An 18,837-nucleotide genomic window follows, 5' to 3' on the forward strand; every position below is an offset into this window, starting at 1 on the left:
GGAACGCCTGGCGCGACGTGATCGGGACGAGCGAGCTTCGGCGATACGAAAACTCTATCTCTACGGCAATCTGACCCTGTTTTTGATTACACTGATTGGAAGTGTTTTCGATCTGCTGACAGCAATACTGCGGTTTATCTTGCGCATTCCAGGCAGCGACCGCGTTGGACAGTTTGAATACGGGATTATTGCGTCATTGATCCCTGGTGTGCTCTTCGCCTATCACAGTGTCGTTGCTCGCAATGATCTCCATCAGGCGCCGTTGACCGGTGGTGGCGCATTGGTGAGACGTCTCTACCTGTTGTTTGCCGCCGGGGTTGGTCTGGCTGTCTGGGCAAGTAGTATTACGACGTTGGCTCAGCAAATAGCCAATGCCTTCGGCGGTTCTCTTTCGCTGCCGATCTTGCCCGAACTCATCGCATCCACAATCATCGGCCTGGTCGTCTGGCTCGGTCACTGGTGGCGTGCGCAACAGCTCTTTGCCAGTGCGGAAGAAGATGAACGGGCATCGGTGTTGCGCAAGTTTTACCTCTACCTGGTGATTGTGGTGAGCAGTCTGGCAGCAGTGACAAATGCAACCATCCTGCTGGCCGGCGTATTCCGCCAAATGGTGGGATTGACGGTAACCGGTAGCCCGCTAGATGTGCTGATCTCATCAGTTGTCTTCCTTGTCATCGCCCTGTATCACAGTCAGGTCTTGCGGGCCGATGCAGCGGTCATTCCCGAAGCTCCCCGTCAGGCCGGGGTGCGGCGGGTGGCATGGTACCTGGTGGCAGCCGTCGGGCAACTGGCTCTGGTTGGTGGTCTGGGTGGAATGTTGAGTGTGATCATTCGAGGTGTGGCCGGAGCCGAGACAACGTCCGATCTCCGCGAGCCACTGTCCTGGTTTGGGGCGATGCTGATTGTCGGCCTGGCAGTCTGGGCAGTGTGCTGGCGTCGGATACAGCGCATATCCAGCGTTACGGGTGAGGCTGGTGTGGCCGAGCGTAGCTCACTCACACGCCGTATCTACCTCTTCGGCTTCTTGTTCGTCGCCTCATTGACACTTTTGCTGGCGATGATGTACATCCTCTTCCGCATCATCAGTATCGCACTCGGTAAGCCGTTTGCCGGTTCGCTGCTGGCCGACATTGCCCAGGCGTTGGCCTTCGCGCTGATTGCCGGTGGTGTGCTGGCAACGCACGGGCTTGCGTTACGATCTGATACGCGGGTGCGTGAGGAAGCAGCGCTGGCGAAACAGGCCCAGACGCGGGTCGCTGTTGTCGCCGATGATGGTCTGGCCAATCAGATTGCCACTGAATTGCGCACACAATTTCCACAACTGGTCATCTACATCAGGGATCAGTCTGCCGAAGCCGAACAGCAATTAGCGAACGCTAACCTGATCGTTGGCACGTGGCGCCAGACTGAGAATCCACAGTGGCTGAATCGGTATCCGGCACGTAAATTGCTGGTGCCGCTGGCCGATACGAACTGGATGTGGGTGGGAGTGGAGCCGATGACGGGGACTGAGATTGCTCGTCAACTGGCAGATGCTGTACGTCAGGTGCTGGCCGGTGAGTCATTGCGCCCCAAGCGCACAGTCACCGCCGGCACGATTGTGGCAGTAGTGGTTGGAGTAGTTTTGGTTATCTCGTTGTTAAGCGGATCACTGGTGTTTCTGATAGCTCTGTTCTCGTTTTGAGGAGAATCTGTGTCAACTATGGACACCATGACATGGGTAGGAGCGACATACGTTTCATCTCAATGCAAACGTCTGTCAAATGGTAAGGGCGGAAGCATACCTTCCACTCCCAACATCCTGTACGCATAGGTGGGCCGTTGCCCACTCTACGCGCAGGGTTGCGAGAGACGCTTTGGCCGTTCGAGCTGTGGCTCCAGCGGTGACGGACATAGAATAAGCGCTCATATCACATCGTGACCTGTCACGCTCAGACACAGCGCCAGTGTAATGGGTAACGGGCGTGTCGTGGTGCGGTGCCGGATGGCTCGCGCTGTTGCGAGCTGGTTATGGCTTGCGATGCCGCGCTGGACGAAGTCCCAGCAGGTTGTTGCAGGTAGTAAGCGCACCGGAGGCGCACGCTCCCAGGTGAGCGAGCGAGGTAAGCGCGAGTGGGAGGCGCGCGCTCCCAGGTCTACCGGCGCTTGCGCACCGCAGCGTGGCGCTCAGGTGACACCAGATAGTGTGCTATGACCGCTATGAAACCAGATTTGATGTAACGTTCCGGTGGTAGCGAGTGCCACCTCGCTCCTCTCTTCAAACACGAGGAGCGAGGTTGAGGGTTCGTTAGAGGACGTTATACAAATGCGGCAATCCCGGTAATCTCGCGCCCGACAACCAGGGTATTAATCTCGTTGGTGCCTTCGTAGGTATAGACAGCTTCAATATCGGCAAAGTGGCGTGCAATATGCCGGTCGAGCAGAATCCCGTTGCCGCCGAGTACTTCACGGCCCAGGGCAACAATCTGGCGTGCTTTAGCTGCACAGTATTGCTTGGCAAGCGACGCCATACCTTCGGTGATCTGGCTTTCGTCCTCGTCGCGGAGCTTGCTCAGCCGCCAGGCCATCAACTGGATCGCAGTGAGATCACCGAGCATGTGAACCAGCTTCTGCTGCACCAACTGGAAGCCGGCAATCGGACGGCCAAACTGCTCGCGCTGGAGGGTGTACTCAAGTGCCAGTTCGTAGGCAGCCTGAGCGTGACCAACTGCTTCCCAGGCGACCCCATAGCGAGTGTTCTTCAAGATATTCGCCGTATCGCGGAACGAGCGGGCCAACGGCAGGCGATTCTCTTCCGGCACGAAGACATTCTCCAGGGTAATGTCGGCATTGATGACCGAACGCTTGGCAATCTTGCCTTCGATCTTGGTTGCCCGATAGCCGGGGGTGCCCTTCTCGACCAAAAATCCGCCAATCCGACCGGTCTCTTCATCCTGAGCCCACACCACGATCACGTCGGCAAAGGTAGCGTTCCCGATCCAACGCTTGGCGCCGTTGAGCAGGTAGCCACCACTCACACGTTTGGCAGTGGTGCGAATGTGGGCCGCGTCGGAACCGACGTAAGGCTCGGTGAGGGCAAACGCACCAATCTTCTCCAGCCGGGCCATCGCCGGTAGCCAGCGTTGCTTCTGCTCCTCTGAACCGCAGGCAGCGATGGCACCCATTGCCAGACCACTGGTTACGCCGACAAATGTGCCGACACTGCCATCACCGCGGGCCAGCTCGGCAGCGATCAGCCCAACTTCAACACTGGAGAATCCCGGACAACCGTAGCCCTGGATGGTGCCACCGACGATCCCTAACTCGGCGATCCGGGGAATCAGCTCGAAGGGAAATTCGGCTCGCTCCCAGTAATCGTTGATGATCGGCAACACGTGCTCGTTACAAAATGTGCGCACCTTATCGCGAAGTGCGCGCTCGCGCGGGGTGAGTAGTTCGTCGAAATGGAAGAGATCGATACCGCGCTCGCTTGCGATCGTCATTGTTCGCCTCCTGAGATAATACGTGTATGACGCACTGCGTAATAATTATAACACAGAATATTATCTTCGTGATCAAGCCTGGCCGGGCGCAATTCTGATAGTATGCAATGCATGGCACATAATCCATTTTCCATCCTTCAGCCCGCTCAGCTAACAACCGATCCGCGTTCATCCGCCCAATCCGCGTCTATCCGTGTCCCCGCATATGATGCCCACGGCTGCTGGTGGATGGGCGAATTGCCCATCCTTCAGCCCGCTCAGCCAACAACCGATCCGCGTTCATCCGCCCAATCCGCGTCTATCCGTGTCCCCGCATATGGAGCTGCAAGGGCGTGTAGACTTCAACGTCCAGACCACGTTTAGGGTGTCTTCTCTTCCGCAGTTAACCGATAGCGATTGATAAACTCCGGCCCGGCTCCGATCAGGCGAAGCACAATGGTGTACTCGCCGGCACGGATTGGTGTGAGGCGCAGGCGATCAACTTCGGTTGCCAGTGAGTCGGCAGGGAGATCGAGGTAGCGAACAACGGTAGCCAGTTCGGTATCGGTGGGGTCGTACAGGCTGATAGTCAGTTGCGCACCAACCAGCGGCTCGCGGGCATCGTTGACGGCGTAGATAGGAAGATCAATTGCTTCGCCAATGATAAATGTGCGCGGCTCAATCAGGGTAAAGACATATTGTGGGCGAAAACAGTCGCGCAGCGCGTAGTACGAACGTTTGGGCACACGCCAGTAGTCGATCACGCTCCACAAAACAGCGGGGTACGGATCGACGAAGAGAAAGGCGATGATACCACCGGTTGGACGATATTTATGGTAGCGAAGGCGATCAATGTAGAAACGATTCAGTTCGGCCTGATAGTTCTGTGACATCTCGATTACTTCGGCCAGTGAGGTTGCCTGCCGCCAGGGATACCAGGCCGACATGATCTCTGCCTGTAGGCCATGCCGTTCTCTCAGGCGATTGATCGCAGCATCGTCGAGCGGATCAGGCATAAAGCGCAGACTGCTCTCAAGGTTGGGAAAACTCTGCGCACCGAACTCGGTCACGAAGCGCAGGTTGCCCGGAAAACGCGCCCGTACCGCTTCTCCATCGGCCAGCGAACCGTAGGTGCGATACCAGCCGAAGTAGGCATGGGCGTCGGTGCCGGTGCGCACGTAGGGAACATCTGGCTCACCCGACGAACGTACTACCGGTCGGGTTGGGTCTTCTTCTTCCACGATCTGCTTTAACTGCACATCCATCACATCACGGTTCCAGCTAAAGACAAATGCCGATTGATAGGTACGCAGCCGTGCCGGTAGTGATTCATCGGCAGTATCTTCGAGGTGGATCGCTTCGTTGTGCATGCACCAGATCGCAATACTGGGATGATTGCCGAGCAAGCGTACCATAGCCCGGGCCTGGTGACGGGCTGCCGGTAGCACGTCTGGTCGATACAGCCACTGAAGCGGAAAATCTTGCCAGAGCAGTATCCCGGCGGCATCAGCCGCATCGTAGAAGGCCGGATGGTCGATGTGGGCATGAACGCGGAGCATGTTCATGTGGCAATCACGTGCCAGGGCCAGATCGCGCTCGGCACGCTCGCGATTCATCGTCGCAATCCGCATATCGCCGGGCGGGTAGTTGTTTCCTTTGGCCAGAAACCGCTCACCGTTCAGATGGGGAATCCAGTCACGTAATGCAAAGGTGCGCACACCATACGAAAATGATTGCTCATCACTCAGGCAGTCATCAAGCCAGATACGCACGGTTACCTGGTAGAGATCGGGACGGCCCAGATCATGCGTCCACCAACGACGTGGTTCGCGCAATTTCAAAAGACCGTGCACGGTTTGTTTGCCGCCACGTAAGTGACGCTGGACGGTGAAGACCTGCGTTTCGCCGTGAAATGTCAGCGGCGCAAAGATCAACTCGCTACGGATGGTCACGGCCTGGGTAGCGTCGAGGTCAAGGGCAAAACGCAACTGCGCCAGCCGAGCATCGCAATGTTCGGTGCGCAGGCGAGCCTGGTGGAGGCGCACAGGGCCACTGTAGTGTATCTCGACCGGCAACCAGATACCCCCCGGATTAGCCTGGGGATCGAAACAATCCCAATGTGAAAAGACCCCCGTGATCATCCGTTTGCCGATTTTGTTGTGTTCATCGGGACAATCGAGTTCGATGATTAAGGTGTTCTGGGCACGCAGCAAGGTAGTGATGTCGTGCTCAGTCGGCTCGAAGTAGCCTTCGTGAGCACCCAGATCGACCCCGTTGAGATAGGTGTGCCGATAGTAGAACGCGCCGTTAATGCGCAACCAGCGCCGTTCATCAGGGACACGAGTCGCATGAGACGGATTGGGAAAGCGACAGCGGTAAACCACCTTGCCACTGTGGGTTTCCAGCCCTGGTAATTGTTGCCAGTGAGTGGGAACGATGGCCGGTAGCCATTCGCTATCGTGGCGCGGGTAGATGCCGTGCGAAAATTCGTTCAGCGGGCGAATCTGCCAGTTATCCTGCAGGGTAACGAGATACATATGCTGATTCGGCAATGACTACCAGGTATTATTCAGGGTATACAACACCTGCTGATAGAGCGCAATCCGCTGCCGCCGCAGCTCTGGCCGATGACCGAGCGCCAGCTTGAGTGCCTCGATGATCAATTCATACTGGTACCCCAGACAGATCAGGCGACGCAAGAGGGCTGCGGTGGCCCAACCGTACCACATGCGAGCCAGCAGGAGACGGCTCTGCTGAAAGTAGCGATGGCGAACGAGTGGCACCTGTTCGCTGCTCTTTCCTTCATGATGGATAACCACAGCATCAGGCAGGTACCAGATTTGACTGCACACTTCCACATGCTCGCGCCGGGAGCGATCCGGTGCCGGCGCTACCGGGTTTTGCCACTGCAAACGCCACTGCCATTCGAGTTCCTCGCTGTACATAAAAAACCGCTCGTCGAGCAAGCCTGCCTGACGGATTGCCGTTGTCCGTACCAGCAGCGCGGCCCCAACCAGCCAGCCCACCCGTTGCACCCGGTCGGCAGACCGGTCGGCGCAGTGGTAGGCACGGGCCCATGGATTACGCGGCCAGAGGCGCTCCCACGGCGTACTTTCCCAGATCATGGTCAGCGGCGTTGGAAAGCGACGGCGCGAGGATTGTTGACTTCCATCGCTGTACAGCAAACGAGGGCCAACGGCGATAGCTGCCGGATGCTCTTGCAGAAAACCGACCAGGCGTGGAATCGCGTCAGCCTGGGGTTCGGTATCCGGGTTGAGGAACAAGATAAACTCCGGCCCGCCATCCGGTCGCGCCAGCAGCGTGCGCAGGGCCAGATTGTTAGCGGCGGTAAAACCGAGATTGGCACCGGCTTCGATCAAATGTACAGCGGGAAATTCCTGACGGATCATTGCCGCTGTGCCATCACGGCTGTCATTGTCAACCACAATGATCTCAGCAGCGAGATTGCCTGCGGCTAGCGCTGCCTGAACAGCGCTCAGGCAGCGTCGCAGCAGATCGCGCACATTCCAGGATACAATGATGATTGCCAGCATAGGTTGCTCTGTATTCCTCACCCTTACTGCGCATAGTGTACCATAGCTGAGGCGTGGTGGTCATCGGCGAGCGAGAAACTCTAATTGTAACTCGCACTCAGTTGGCAGGTATACAGGCTAATATCAAATCCGAACTCAGGTTATGCTCACCCTCTGTGTCCTCCGTGTCTCTGTGGTGACAAAGGTAGCAACCTGGGGTATGACACCAGATTTGGTATGACAACCCACTACCGGCTTATGGTACAATCCAGCATGCCGTGATAGGATACTTCACAGCGAGGCTAGACGATGCAAATCACGCTCAACATTGAGCACATTCGGGCCGATACGCCACTTCCTCCGCTCTTTCGTGTTCGTCAGCGCTGGCAGACATCGCCCATAGCCGATGTCGCAGCAGTCGTCCATGCTGAACTCGACAAAATCGGGCTGGCCGGCCACATCCAGCCTGGTATGCGGATTGCCGTGACTGCCGGCAGTCGCGGGATTAGCAATATCGTGACGATTACGGCAGCGGCAGTGGCCTGGCTGCGTGCCCACGGTGCCGAACCCTTTATCGTTCCGGCGATGGGGAGTCACGGTGGAGCGACGGCGGAAGGTCAGGTGGCCCTCCTTGCATCGCTTGGCATCACCGAACAGTCGGTTGGTTGCCCGATTCGGGCAACGATGGATGTAGTCGAACTGGGGCGGATCGCCGATGGTACGCCGGTGTATATGGATCGGTTCGCCGCTGAAGCCGATGGAGTGTTGGTCATTAACCGCATCAAGACCCATACATCGTTTAAAGCCCCGATTGAGAGTGGTCTGGCGAAAATGTGTGCCGTCGGTCTGGGAAAACGCCAGGGTGCCGAAATTGTGCATCGTACTGCGGTCTACGGCCTGAAAGAGCAGTTGGTGCCGATGGCGCGGATGGTGGTTGAGCGGGGGAGAGTGCTGGCCGGGCTGGCAATCCTGGAAGATGCCCGCGATCAGACGGCGGCAATTGTGGCTCTGCCACCGGCAGAGATTGGTGGCGCCGGTGAAGCTGAGTTGTTGCTGCGCAGCAAAGAGATGATGGCCCGCTTGCCCTTCGACCGTCTGGATGTGCTGGTGGTTGATCGCATCGGTAAGAACATCAGTGGCACCGGCATGGATACGAACGTGATCGGGCGTTTGCCTATTCCCGGTGAGCCGCCACCTGATCGGCCGGTGATTAATGTGATTGTGGTGCTTGATCTTACCCCCGAAACACACGGGAATGCGAATGGGATTGGCCTTGCCGACATTACGACGGCGCGTCTGGCTGCGAAGATCGATTTTCACGCCACCTATGTGAATGTGTTGACGGCTGGTTTGGTTGGTCTGTGCAAAGGTGGATTGCCGATAACCCTGCCTACCGAACGTGATGCAGTGGCGATGGCGATCAAGACGTGTGGTCAGCCTGATCTGGCGGCAGTGCGGCTGGTACGCATTCCCGACACGCTTCATCTGGAAGAGTTGTTGGTCAGTGAAGCACTCTTGCCGGAGGTTACAGCTCACCCCAATCTTGAATTACTCGGCCCCGCTGAATGGGTTCTCGATTGCGTTGAAGGATAGCTTCATGACACCCTACCATCTCCTGTACCATTGGGACGAGGCGGCCATTGACACCTGGGAACGGGCAGCACCTGTATCGGCTGATGATCCGCACGCCCGCATTGCAATGGTTAGCCCTCCACTCGTGACGTACGATGCGCTCTCGATCATTCCGAGCTGGATTGCCGATACGCCTTCGGCAAGCTGGATTGAGCTTCAGCTTCGCGTGCAACAGCATGGCACCTGGAGCACCTGGTTTCGGTTGGCTGCCTGGGATAGCGACGGCACTCACCGTACCAGTTTTGCCGACCAACGACATGAGGCCGGCACTGTTGCTACCGATACGCTGCAATTGCACACACCAGCACAGGCTGTTCAGGTGCGTGTGTTGCTCTGCGGTCTCCCCGGTGCTGATATGCCGGCAATGAGTGAGCTGTTTCTTTGCATTACCACGACTGCGCAGCCGGAGACTGCTTCTACGCAGCCATCCCTGTCGGCAATTAGTCTGCCACTGCTGCTGTGTCAGTACGATTATCCTGGCGGCGAGGGATGGTGCAGTCCTACAGCCGTACATATGGTGCTGGCATACTGGCATGCTCAGGTGGCCGATTCGCGTCTCGCACCGTTTGCCGAACGCACGACATTACCCGATCTGACGGTGGCCGGTATCTTCGATCCAGGCTGGGATGGCACCGGCAACTGGTCATTCAATACGGCGTTTGCAGCTCAATTCGGTTTGCGGGCATACGTGACTCGTTTCGACACCCTGGAACAGGTCAGCCGTTGGACGGCTACCGGTGTGCCGGTGATTATAAGCGTGGCCTGGGAGCATGGTCAGGTTGATGATGCCCCCGGTCGCACCAGCGGCCATCTGACGATTGTCCGCGGTTTTACCGACACCCACGCGCTGATCGCCGAACCAGCCGGACGCGAACGGATACTGCGCGCATATCCGCAATCCCAACTGGCAACAGCGTGGCAGGCCAATTCCGTCGGTACCGTGTATCTGATCTACCCGCCTGATTGGCCTCGGCCCGAACCCGGCTCGGCTGATGCATGGGTGTGAGATGCAGATACTTGCCCTGGCTCCATACCCGCCCTATCCGCCACGGGGTGGCGGCGCACTGCGTATCTTCCATCTGCTGCGCATCCTGGCCCAACATCATCGGGTGACGCTTCTTACCTTTGCTCCTGATGCTGCCGCAGCTCAGGCGCTATCGCCACTGCGAGATTGGCTGGAGCTGCACATTGTCATGGGGCCGCCACACCGTTCGCTGCGTCAGCGTGCATTCACGACGCTGGTTAGTCCACTCCCCGATATGGCCCTGCGGAACGCCAGCCCGGCGTATGTCACCACCCTGAAAAACCTGTTAGTCAGTGGGCAGTTCGATGTCGTGCTGGCCGAAAGTATCGAGATGGCGCCATATCTGATACAGGCGCAGCGGCATGGTCTACGCACAATCCTCGACGAGTTTAACGCCGAATACCTGCTGCAACGGCGTGCTGCCATCAATGATTTGCAACACGCCTTCCGCCCCAAAGCGCTCGTTGGTGGCGTCTACTCACTCATTCAGTGGCTGAAACTGGCAGCTTTTGAGCGGCACATCCTCCAGACCGTGGATCGCGTGTTAGTTGTCTCGGCAGAAGATGAAGCTGCACTGCGTCGGTTGGCGCCTCGTGCCTGTCTGCATCTCGTCCCAAACGGGGTAGATTGTACGTATTTCGCGCCGCCTGTTGAAGCGCCGCACCCAACCAATGATCTGGTCTTTGTGGGGACACTTGACTATCGGCCCAACGTTGATGCAGTGCTCTGGTTTGTGTACGAGGTATTTCCGCTTGTCAAGCGGATGCATCCCGCTCTACGCCTGCGTCTCATCGGGCGGCGCCCTCATCGGAGTCTGCTCTCCCTGCACGACGATCGGCATATCGTGGTAACCGGTGAAGTTGCCGATACTCGTCCGGTGCTGGCGGAAGCGGCGGCGGTTGCGATTCCGATGCGGATCGGCGGTGGCTCGCGGCTGAAACTCCTGGAAGCACTGGCAATGGCTGCCCCAATTGTCAGTACTTCACTGGGGGCGGAAGGGATTCCTGGTCTGCGCAACGAGGAACATCTCTTGCTGGCCGATACCCCGTCCGCGTTTGCCCACGCTGTCTCGCGCCTGGTCGCCGATAGGACGCTGGCGCAACACCTGGGTCGTAACGGACGTCTATTCGTCTGTGCCGGGTACGATTGGTCACAAATCGCACCTCGGCTGGAAGCAGCTATCCAAATGTAGACATCTGCACAAGCAGAAATCTTCAACGGTATGCACGCATTTCTGGACGGCTTAAGTTTTCCACTACGCGCCATACGGTTCATCGGTAGCCAGCCGATGCTCTGGCGCTACATCGTCATCCCGATTGCGCTGAATATACTGATAGGATTCGTACTCTACACCACCCTGTTATGGGTCGGCTTTCAGGCAATTGAGGTGCTGCTCGTCGATTGGCCGAAGTGGATCGCATGGTTTGTCCGAGTTTTACTGATCATTGCCCTCTTCATTGGACTTGGCTACATGCTGGTACGCTTTGGCGTTGTCATCGGTTCGCCTTTTTACAGCCGTCTATCGGAACTGATCGAAGAACAGTTGCGCGGTGTCGCCAGAACAACGTCGCCGACTTCCCCAGCTTCCATCGCATACGATCTCTTACGTGCCTTGCTGTTCGAGCTGAAGAAGTTGATCTTCTTGCTGGCGTTTGGGATACCCGCGCTGTTGCTCAATGTGCTGCCTGGCGTCGGCACGATGCTGGGAATGGCAGCCGGGATAGCCATTGGCGTCACCATTTCATGTCTCGACTTTTTCGATCCACCGCTCGAGCGACGCCGACTGTCGTTTCGCGCGAAACTCGGCTATATTCGCCACCATCTCCCAGCCAGTGCCGGTTTTGGTTTGATCTGTCTGGGACTGGTGAGTGTGCCGTTCCTTAATCTTCTCGCTGTACCGGTCTGCATCACCGCAGGTACGCTCTTCTTTTGTGAGAGATCGCCTGTCTATCTCGACGATGGCACAATGCGGTAGATGTTTCCGTTGCGGTCGTCCGAAACGAAGATAGTGCCATTGGCGGCTACGGTGACTCCTGCCGGTCGGCCCCAGGCACCGCCACACTCCTGCTGGGGATTGTCGCGGAATCCGGTTAAAAATGGCTGGGCATCGATTGGGTTACCGTCACTGACATGAATACGCTGTACCCGACAGTCGCGTGGTGTCTCGTCGGCATTCCACGAGCCGTGGTAGGCGATCAACACATCACCATCGGCCAATCGGGCGACACCGAGTGGTGCGTAATGGGCCAGGTCGGTAAAGCGTGCCGGTGTAGCCTGGGCACAACTGGAGAAGGTTGCGTCGAGCGGTACCCGTTCATCGCGAACCTCCTGCGCACCGGCGGGCACTGCACCTATCTCTGCCGTATAGCAATAGGGCCAGCCGTAATGTCTGCCCGGCTCAACCTCGATAATCACCTCTTCGGGTGGGAGATCGTTCCCCAGCCCGTCGCTGCCGTTGTGCGTTGCCCACAGTCGGCCATCGGGTAAAAAGATGAAATCAACGCTGTTGCGTAAGCCTTCAGCCCAGACAGCACGCCGGCGTAGATCGGGATCGCCGGCGAAGGGATTGTCGGCTGGAATGCCGCCGTCTAACGTGTAACGGAGAATCGCTGCCCGTCGCGGATCGCCTTCGCTACAGCCAACAGTGATATTGCATTTAGAGCCAACGGCAATGTAGAGCATCCCATCAGGGCCAATGCGGGCGGTGCGGGTTGAATGACCGCCGTCATTCGGTAGCCCATCAACGACAATCGCTATTTCAGAACCGCTGAACTGACCATCGTCATCGCTATCACGCAGCCGCCAGACCGTGGCATTGCCGGCGGCGTAGAGATCGGTGCCGTGCCATTCTAGGCTATGTACACCGGGCAGGTTGGTGGCGACAGCGATCACCTGATCGGCCTTCCCATCACCATCCAGATCGGGTAAACGAACAATTCGGTTGGCCCCACGCTCTGCCACGTAAAGGATACCATCGGGGCCGATTGCCATGAGACGTGGTCGGTTGAGACCACTTGCGTAAAGACGCACCGTGTAGCCTGCCGCAACGTGCAAACGAGCACTGACCTGGTCGTCCGGCGGAATAGTCAGTCCCTGCTGGACAACTGGCAGGAACAAGCGATAGGCAACCTGAGCGAACCCAATAGAGGCAATGACAAGAGTCATCAGAGCCAGAAACAAGATACGTTTGTTCATGATGATGCCGTGAGTTTAGTACAGCGACTGCGAATGATCGAGTGGGGCAAGGATGCGGGAACGGCTCAGTCGCAGGGGGAGTTTACAAACCATGCGCAATCACGAGCTTTGTGATGAGCGGTCCGGGGGAGAGCAAAGCCGGTTGCTCCCTCCCCGTGCACGTTCTTGATAGCCTACCGGTTGAGACGAGCTTTGATCTCTTCGGTAAGCAGCGGCAAAATTTCGTTCACATCACCAACCACACCGAGGGTCGCGATACGGAAAATAGGTGCTTCCGGGTCTTTATTAATGGCGACGATTGTGCGGCTGGTGCGCATACCGGCCAGGTGCTGGATAGCGCCACTCACCCCGGCGGCAATATACAGCTTCGGGCTAACCGTCTTCCCGGTCTGCCCGACCTGATGCTCGTAGGGCACCCAACCATCATCAACAATCGCCCGTGAAGCGCCATATGCGCCACCGAGCGCCTCGGCCAGCGGTGGAATGAGCCGGTAATAGTTATCCTTGTTCCCCAACCCACGGCCACCGGTCACAATAATAGCGGCATCGGTCAGATTGACAGCTCCCGCCTTCGGTTTTACCTCTTCCACGGTGATGCGTAGATTGAGTTCAGCTACCGATAACGCCGTCACCAGGGTACTGCGATCCGGCTGCGCTGCTGCTTCGGGGAAGCTCTGCTTGCGTACCAACGTGACAACCGGCTTCCCGGCGGCAAAGCGATAGGTATTGATAACATTCCCACCATGCGATGGCCGGGTCGCCTGAATCGCGCCATCAACCACCTTAAGATCGGTCACGTCAACCGCCAGCCCGGCATTGAGATCGGTTGCCAGTGCCGCCCCAAAATCGCGCATCTGGAAGCTCGTACCGGCCATGATCAGAGCCGGGTTGAACGTCTTGACAGCCGCCATCGCTGCTGCCACATACCCATCGGTCGTATACTGGCTTAACGCTGGTGCCTCGACCGTAAAAATCTGGTCGGCTCCAAAATGAGCGGCGCGGGCAGCCACGGCTGTGGTCGGCCCGATAGCCAGTGCAGCCAGAGAGCCGCCCAGTGCGTCGGCCAACTGCCGCCCCTTACCGAGCAATTCGCGCGAAATAGCAGCCAGATCATCACCAACTGCTTCCAGAATAACCAGTATGCCGTTCATGATCTGCTCCTTTCCGCGCTTAAATCACCTGATACTCCATCAGCTTATCAACCAGTTTGCGAACTTTTGTGGCTGCATCCGGGCCATCGATCATCTCGCCCTTTGGCCGGGGCGGTGGTGGTACCCGTTCGGCCAGTTGAGCGGTGGGAGTCAAATCTGCGGCATTCAACCCCAAATCGGCAGCCGTCCAGACCGGCGGCTCCACTTTGGCAACCCGCTTGATCTTCAAGAGGGATGGATAGCGTGGCTCGTTAATATCCTTAATCACCGACATCACTGCCGGTAAGCGGCACGCGACCGTCTCAATCACACTTTCGAGGTGGCGCTCCACCCGCAGCGTTCCACCGGGTTGCAGTTCCAGCACCTTCCCGACGTAGGTCACCTGGGGCCAACTGAGCAGGCGAGCCAGAGCCGGTGCAAATGCCCCGGTTTCATCGTCGGTGCTGTTACGGCCGGTAATTACCAAATCAACATCGCCGAGCTTGCGGATCGCCGCTGCCGCTACTCGCGCTGCGGCAATTGTATCGAGCTGCGCAAATGCCGGATCACTCAGCAACAAAGCATCCGTTGCACCCATTGCCAGTGCCCGGCGCAGTTGCTCGACCCACTCTGACGTACCGATAGAAAGCGCCGTCACCTTCCCGCCGTGTTGCTCATTCCAGCGAATACCCTCTTCAAGGGCATACTCATCGAAGAGGTTAATAATCCGCTCAATGCCCTCGGCGTCAATCGTCAAATCCGGTCGAATCTTGACCGAATTATCGCGAGGGACTTGCTTCAGACACACAACAATGTGCATATGGCCTCCTTCGTACCACAAAGCGGTAACGCACTGCATTATAACAGACTGTTCGTGCTCATGTGTTCATTGTGAGGGCCGCCGGAATATCGCGCGCATAGGTGAACAAACCAGAGGGTAGCTGCGTGAAGTGCAACGCTTGATCGGCGCGCACGCCGACCAGAATGCTCTGGGCACCGAGCAGACGGGCACCCTGACCAACCCGGATCATGGTTTGCAGGGTCTCCTCTTCAAAGGTAGCCAGACCGCTGACATCAATGACCACCTTGCGTGCGCGTCGTTGCTGAATGGCATCGAGCAGGGTCTGTTCAAGCTGTTTACCACGTTCAGCGTCAAGATGTCCGACCAGGGGCAGAAAGATCGTGTTTGCACCTAACGGTGTCACCGGCAGACTCAATGCTCTAATCGTTGCCTGCAATTCCAGCTCTCGCGCCAGTTGTACCTGTTGTGCTTGCATAGCAGCAGTAAGCTGTTGTTGCCGTTGGTTGATAGTGTCAAGCAAATGCTGGAACGCATCACGTAACCGCTGCAATTGGTTGATCGAGCCGATCGGGCTAAGTTGACCGGTCGGCTCAGTTTGGATCAATCGTTCCGCATCTGCCGTCAGGCGGTCAACATGCTTGCCGACCTGCCAGATGAGTGTGACGGCAAGGGTGATCGCGAGTATCGCTGCCACTCCGGCCACCGTTGCACCAATCCAAAACCCCTCATTAACGATCCGCTCGAGATGACTAATTTCTTGTAGATATTGTACCTCATACTCGCGTTGCGCACCGATAACCAGGCTATGAATCGCCCGGATATTACGGTGATAATCATTGCTACTAATCATTGCCAGCGCTTCTTCGCGATTACCACGATCAAACACGGTCAGTGCCGTATCATGCTGGGCAACCATCACCTCAAAACGTGCAGCCAGCTCAAGTTCAACAAAACTTCCGTTTCCTTGATCGGTATACTCAGACAGAAAAGAACGGATGGTTTCCCGTTGTGTTTCTATCATGCTCCGATCACGCTGCCGACCGGCAATGATTTCGCTTACATAATACTGCTCAAGCAAGATGAGCGACTCGGTTTGGGCAACCTCTATCAGATCTTGGGCTACCCGATCAATCCGATCAATTGTCTGGGATACACGCTGTTGGGTGAAGAAAGCTAGCAGCCCGAAAAGTAGGAGTGCAACAATCAGTGGTGAGAGTGCAAGAATGAGACGAGTTCGCAAATCCATAGACGTATTTGTTTGTGAGTAATCTGCTACGTTCCTAATTACATATTACCGCATAACTCGCAGATTGGCGAATGAAGCGTTTCTGCGCTGTTCGTCACTACTCATCGTATAATACAACGGCGAAATATACCCTTCCTTACTGAAGAGGAGTACTATGGCTAAAATTCTGCAACACCTGCCGGTTGGCGAAAAGATCGGGATCGCATTTTCCGGCGGATTGGACACCAGTGCTGCAATCCACTGGATGCGCACCAAAGGTGCTATTCCCTATGCATACACCGCCAATCTCGGTCAGCCCGATGAACCCGATTATGAGGATATTCCCCGCCGGGCATTGATGTACGGCGCCGAAGCAGCCCGTCTGATCGATTGTCGCCAGCAGTTGGTTGCCGAGGGACTGGCTGCCTTGCAGTGCGGTGCATTTCACATCTCAACCGCCGGTTTGCCCTACTTCAATACCACCCCACTCGGACGTGCAGTAACCGGTACCATGCTGGTCGCGGCCATGCGCGAAGATGGGGTTCATATCTGGGGGGACGGCAGTACCTACAAAGGGAACGATATCGAGCGGTTTTATCGCTATGGCTTGCTGGTCAACCCCGATCTGCGCATCTATAAACCGTGGCTGGATCAGGCGTTTATCGACGAATTGGGTGGTCGGGCCGAGATGTCTGCCTACCTGAGTCGGGCCGGTTTTGAGTATCGCATGCCGGCAGAAAAAGCCTATTCAACCGATTCCAACATGCTGGGTGCCACTCACGAAGCGAAAGACCTGGAGTTTCTCGACCGCAACATCACGATTGTCAAGCCAATTATGGGTGTGGCCTTCTGGCAGCCGGATGTGCATATCGAATACGAAGAGGTACGCATCACCTTTGAAGAGGGCTTCCCGGTTGCAATTAATGGCATGACCTTCCCCGACCACGTCGCCCTCATGGCCGAAGCCAACCGCATTGGTGGACGACACGGCCTCGGTATGAGTGATCAAATCGAGAATCGGATTATCGAAGCCAAGAGTCGGGGTATCTACGAAGCCCCTGGCATGGCGCTGCTCTACATTGCCTACGAGCGGCTGGTAACCGGCATTCACAACGAAGATACGATTGATCAATACCGTGAGTACGGGCGAAAGCTGGGGCGGCTGCTCTACGCCGGGCGCTGGTTCGATCCACAGGCGATGATGATCCGTGAGTCGTTGCAGCGTTGGGTTGCCCGCCTGATCACCGGTGAGGTGACGATTGGTCTGCGGCGGGGGAACGATTATTCGATCCTGGATACGACCTCACCCAATTTAACCTACGACCCGGCCCGGCTGACGATGGAGAAGGGGGAAGCCAGCTTCACACCCCAGGATCGAATTGGGCAGTTGCACATGCGCAACAACGACATTGCCGATACGCGCAAGAAGCTCATGGTCTACCTGCGCACCGGTCTCCTCGGTGAGAGTGGCGTATTGCCGCAACTTGCTCCGCCAGCGGATGAGAATAGAGAAGATAAATAAAGAGGTAAGAGAGGAGGTTGGAGAGAGGAGATAGAAGCGGGTACGTGAAGTAAGGGGTGAAGGATGACGTCTGTTTTCCACTGTATCTATTTCCTACCTTCTCCCTCCCTCTCCTAACGCAGTCTGCAAGGTACTAAAAGTACGAATTGAGCGCAGGTCAATCCCCAGCGTAACCAGCGTTTGGGCAACTTCCGGGCGAATGCCGACCAGGGTGACCCGTGTGCCCATCAGACGGGCAGCTTCGACCACCTGGATCAGCCCCCTGGCTACCTGCGTATCAATCACCGGTACCCCGGTCACATCGATGAACAGGTCACGGGCATTGGTACGCGCAATCTGTTCGAGGGCCTGCTGTTGCATATCGGCCAGACGAGCGGTATCGAGAGCACCGACCAGCGGCATCACCAGCGTCGTCTCACGGACGGGGAGTACCGGAACACTTAATTCACGGATGGCCTGCCGTTGTTGCTCGTTTTCGGCCAGCAAGCGGGCCTGTTCGGTAGCTCGCTGCTCAAGCTCGTGCAGGGCCTGTTGTAAAGCTGCGGTGCGTTCGGTCACTTGCGCCTCCAACGTGGCGTTGAGCGTTGCCAGTTGTGCTGCACTCTGCCGCGCTTCCTCACGAAGTTGCCGCGCCTCTCTCAAGATGGTAGCGGTAATCTGCCCACCGACAAAGGTGAATACGGCCGTGCTAACTTGGAGGAAGAGGGCAGCAGTACTAAGCGATAATGTTTGCATATTGGCAAAAGGGTTATACCCGGCAATATTCCAGACAATGAATAGCCCAACCAGATTAACCGTCAGCACTATCCAGATGAAGGGTGGGCGTAAGATGATGCCGGCAACTAAGAGAGACAGAGCAAGGTAGAAGGGTAAAGTAACGGAACCGTTTGATAGCGTATTGAGAGCAATAGGTACCAATATTGGAAGAGTAACGAAGTTGATTAAGATAAGACCACCTGCATTAATAAAACCGGCTCTTATCGTGATGATAGAGATGAGATAAGCAATAATACCGATGGCAAGAGTAGCGATACTGCTGATCGGATTAGTAGAGATAGCACTAATTGGTAGTGCTAGTATTGCCAGCCCGATCATGATAAGTGCGGCCACAATACTTGTACGGCCACGGCGGAGATCGTCCTCGTTGGTGGTTCGTATCTGGAATAACCAAGTAGCCAATATGTGCATAGTTTCTCCTATACGATCCAGAATAGATTGCTGCATTATATACATTCCTCGTAACTACCTACCCATTTTAGCAGAAATCGGGTAAGCTATGCTCATGACTCAGACTTCGCCAACGATGGTCATTG

Annotated in this window: 14 protein-coding genes; 6 read left to right on the forward strand and 8 right to left on the reverse strand. The window is 56.6% G+C overall.

Going from position 1 to position 18,837, the window contains the following annotated elements:
* Nucleotides 1–1,684 (forward strand): DUF5671 domain-containing protein (locus VAE55_RS16140; RefSeq protein ID WP_322816757.1); only part of this gene is annotated, 1,684 nt, incomplete at its 5' end.
* Nucleotides 1,685–2,297: 613 nt separating this feature from the next.
* Here VAE55_RS16140 and VAE55_RS16145 read toward each other — a convergent pair.
* From VAE55_RS16145 to VAE55_RS16155, 3 genes are all read right to left on the reverse strand, one after another.
* Entirely contained in the window at nt 2,298–3,482 is a 1,185-nt protein-coding gene (locus tag VAE55_RS16145; protein ID WP_322816758.1) for an acyl-CoA dehydrogenase family protein, read from the reverse strand.
* Between the two features lie 359 nt (nt 3,483–3,841).
* Entirely contained in the window at nt 3,842–5,998 is a 2,157-nt protein-coding gene (locus tag VAE55_RS16150; protein ID WP_322816759.1) for a glycoside hydrolase family 2 protein, read from the reverse strand.
* 18 nt (nt 5,999–6,016) lie between these two features.
* Nucleotides 6,017–7,015, reverse strand: coding sequence for a glycosyltransferase family 2 protein (locus VAE55_RS16155; RefSeq protein ID WP_322816760.1), 999 nt, complete (start codon nt 7,013–7,015; stop codon nt 6,017–6,019).
* 288 nt (nt 7,016–7,303) lie between these two features.
* Here VAE55_RS16155 and VAE55_RS16160 point away from each other — a divergent pair, with 288 nt between their 5' ends.
* From VAE55_RS16160 to VAE55_RS16175, 4 genes are read left to right on the forward strand one after another with little or no spacing between them, the layout of a single operon-like run.
* A complete protein-coding gene (locus tag VAE55_RS16160) occupies nt 7,304–8,587 on the forward strand; it encodes a lactate racemase domain-containing protein (RefSeq protein WP_322816761.1) in 1,284 nt (427 codons plus the stop codon).
* Between the two features lie 4 nt (nt 8,588–8,591).
* Nucleotides 8,592–9,632: a peptidase C39 family protein gene (locus VAE55_RS16165; RefSeq protein WP_322816762.1), complete on the forward strand. Its 1,041-nt coding sequence runs from the start codon at nt 8,592–8,594 to the stop codon at nt 9,630–9,632.
* A gap of 1 nt (nt 9,633) precedes the next feature.
* Nucleotides 9,634–10,842, forward strand: coding sequence for a glycosyltransferase (locus tag VAE55_RS16170; RefSeq protein WP_322816763.1), 1,209 nt, complete (start codon nt 9,634–9,636; stop codon nt 10,840–10,842).
* A gap of 30 nt (nt 10,843–10,872) precedes the next feature.
* Nucleotides 10,873–11,625: an EI24 domain-containing protein gene (locus VAE55_RS16175; RefSeq protein WP_322816764.1), complete on the forward strand. Its 753-nt coding sequence runs from the start codon at nt 10,873–10,875 to the stop codon at nt 11,623–11,625.
* Here the strand turns inward: VAE55_RS16175 and VAE55_RS16180 are convergent.
* The 4 genes from VAE55_RS16180 to VAE55_RS16195 form a co-directional block, all read right to left on the reverse strand.
* Entirely contained in the window at nt 11,598–12,845 is a 1,248-nt protein-coding gene (locus VAE55_RS16180) for a PQQ-dependent sugar dehydrogenase (protein ID WP_322816765.1), read from the reverse strand. The two genes, VAE55_RS16175 and VAE55_RS16180, sit on opposite strands and share 28 nt — an antisense overlap.
* A 173-nt stretch (nt 12,846–13,018) precedes the next feature.
* Complete coding sequence (locus VAE55_RS16185) at nt 13,019–13,996, reverse strand: electron transfer flavoprotein subunit alpha/FixB family protein (protein ID WP_322816766.1); 978 nt, start codon at nt 13,994–13,996, stop codon at nt 13,019–13,021.
* Between the two features lie 19 nt (nt 13,997–14,015).
* Nucleotides 14,016–14,795, reverse strand: coding sequence for an electron transfer flavoprotein subunit beta/FixA family protein (locus VAE55_RS16190; protein ID WP_322816767.1), 780 nt, complete (start codon nt 14,793–14,795; stop codon nt 14,016–14,018).
* 58 nt (nt 14,796–14,853) lie between these two features.
* Nucleotides 14,854–16,023, reverse strand: coding sequence for an STAS domain-containing protein (locus VAE55_RS16195; RefSeq protein WP_322816768.1), 1,170 nt, complete (start codon nt 16,021–16,023; stop codon nt 14,854–14,856).
* Between the two features lie 154 nt (nt 16,024–16,177).
* Between VAE55_RS16195 and argG the strand changes: the two genes are divergently transcribed.
* Nucleotides 16,178–17,524, forward strand: coding sequence for an argininosuccinate synthase (gene argG / locus VAE55_RS16200; RefSeq protein WP_322816769.1), 1,347 nt, complete (start codon nt 16,178–16,180; stop codon nt 17,522–17,524).
* A 93-nt stretch (nt 17,525–17,617) separates the two neighbouring features.
* Here argG and VAE55_RS16205 read toward each other — a convergent pair whose 3' ends face one another.
* Nucleotides 17,618–18,712 carry an STAS domain-containing protein gene (locus VAE55_RS16205; RefSeq protein ID WP_322816770.1) on the reverse strand — a complete coding sequence of 365 codons (1,095 nt, stop codon included), beginning with the start codon at nt 18,710–18,712 and terminating at the stop codon, nt 17,618–17,620.
* Between the last annotated feature and the right edge of the window lie 125 nt (nt 18,713–18,837).

The sequence above is a fragment of the Chloroflexus sp. genome, from assembly GCF_034432675.1.
Taxonomy (GTDB): Bacteria; Chloroflexota; Chloroflexia; order Chloroflexales; family Chloroflexaceae; genus Chloroflexus.

What these genes read in the sequence shown, in the direction of transcription:
- VAE55_RS16145 (WP_322816758.1), bottom strand. Translation starts at nt 3,482, where the DNA reads ATGACGATCGCAAGCGAGCGCGGTATCGATCTCTTCCATTTCGACGAA.
- VAE55_RS16150 (WP_322816759.1), bottom strand. Translation starts at nt 5,998, where the DNA reads ATGTATCTCGTTACCCTGCAGGATAACTGGCAGATTCGCCCGCTGAAC.
- VAE55_RS16155 (WP_322816760.1), bottom strand. Translation starts at nt 7,015, where the DNA reads ATGCTGGCAATCATCATTGTATCCTGGAATGTGCGCGATCTGCTGCGA.
- VAE55_RS16160 (WP_322816761.1), top strand. Translation starts at nt 7,304, where the DNA reads ATGCAAATCACGCTCAACATTGAGCACATTCGGGCCGATACGCCACTT.
- VAE55_RS16165 (WP_322816762.1), top strand. Translation starts at nt 8,592, where the DNA reads ATGACACCCTACCATCTCCTGTACCATTGGGACGAGGCGGCCATTGAC.
- VAE55_RS16170 (WP_322816763.1), top strand. Translation starts at nt 9,634, where the DNA reads ATGCAGATACTTGCCCTGGCTCCATACCCGCCCTATCCGCCACGGGGT.
- VAE55_RS16175 (WP_322816764.1), top strand. Translation starts at nt 10,873, where the DNA reads ATGCACGCATTTCTGGACGGCTTAAGTTTTCCACTACGCGCCATACGG.
- VAE55_RS16180 (WP_322816765.1), bottom strand. Translation starts at nt 12,845, where the DNA reads ATGAACAAACGTATCTTGTTTCTGGCTCTGATGACTCTTGTCATTGCC.
- VAE55_RS16185 (WP_322816766.1), bottom strand. Translation starts at nt 13,996, where the DNA reads ATGAACGGCATACTGGTTATTCTGGAAGCAGTTGGTGATGATCTGGCT.
- VAE55_RS16190 (WP_322816767.1), bottom strand. Translation starts at nt 14,795, where the DNA reads ATGCACATTGTTGTGTGTCTGAAGCAAGTCCCTCGCGATAATTCGGTC.
- VAE55_RS16195 (WP_322816768.1), bottom strand. Translation starts at nt 16,023, where the DNA reads ATGGATTTGCGAACTCGTCTCATTCTTGCACTCTCACCACTGATTGTT.
- argG (WP_322816769.1), top strand. Translation starts at nt 16,178, where the DNA reads ATGGCTAAAATTCTGCAACACCTGCCGGTTGGCGAAAAGATCGGGATC.
- VAE55_RS16205 (WP_322816770.1), bottom strand. Translation starts at nt 18,712, where the DNA reads ATGCACATATTGGCTACTTGGTTATTCCAGATACGAACCACCAACGAG.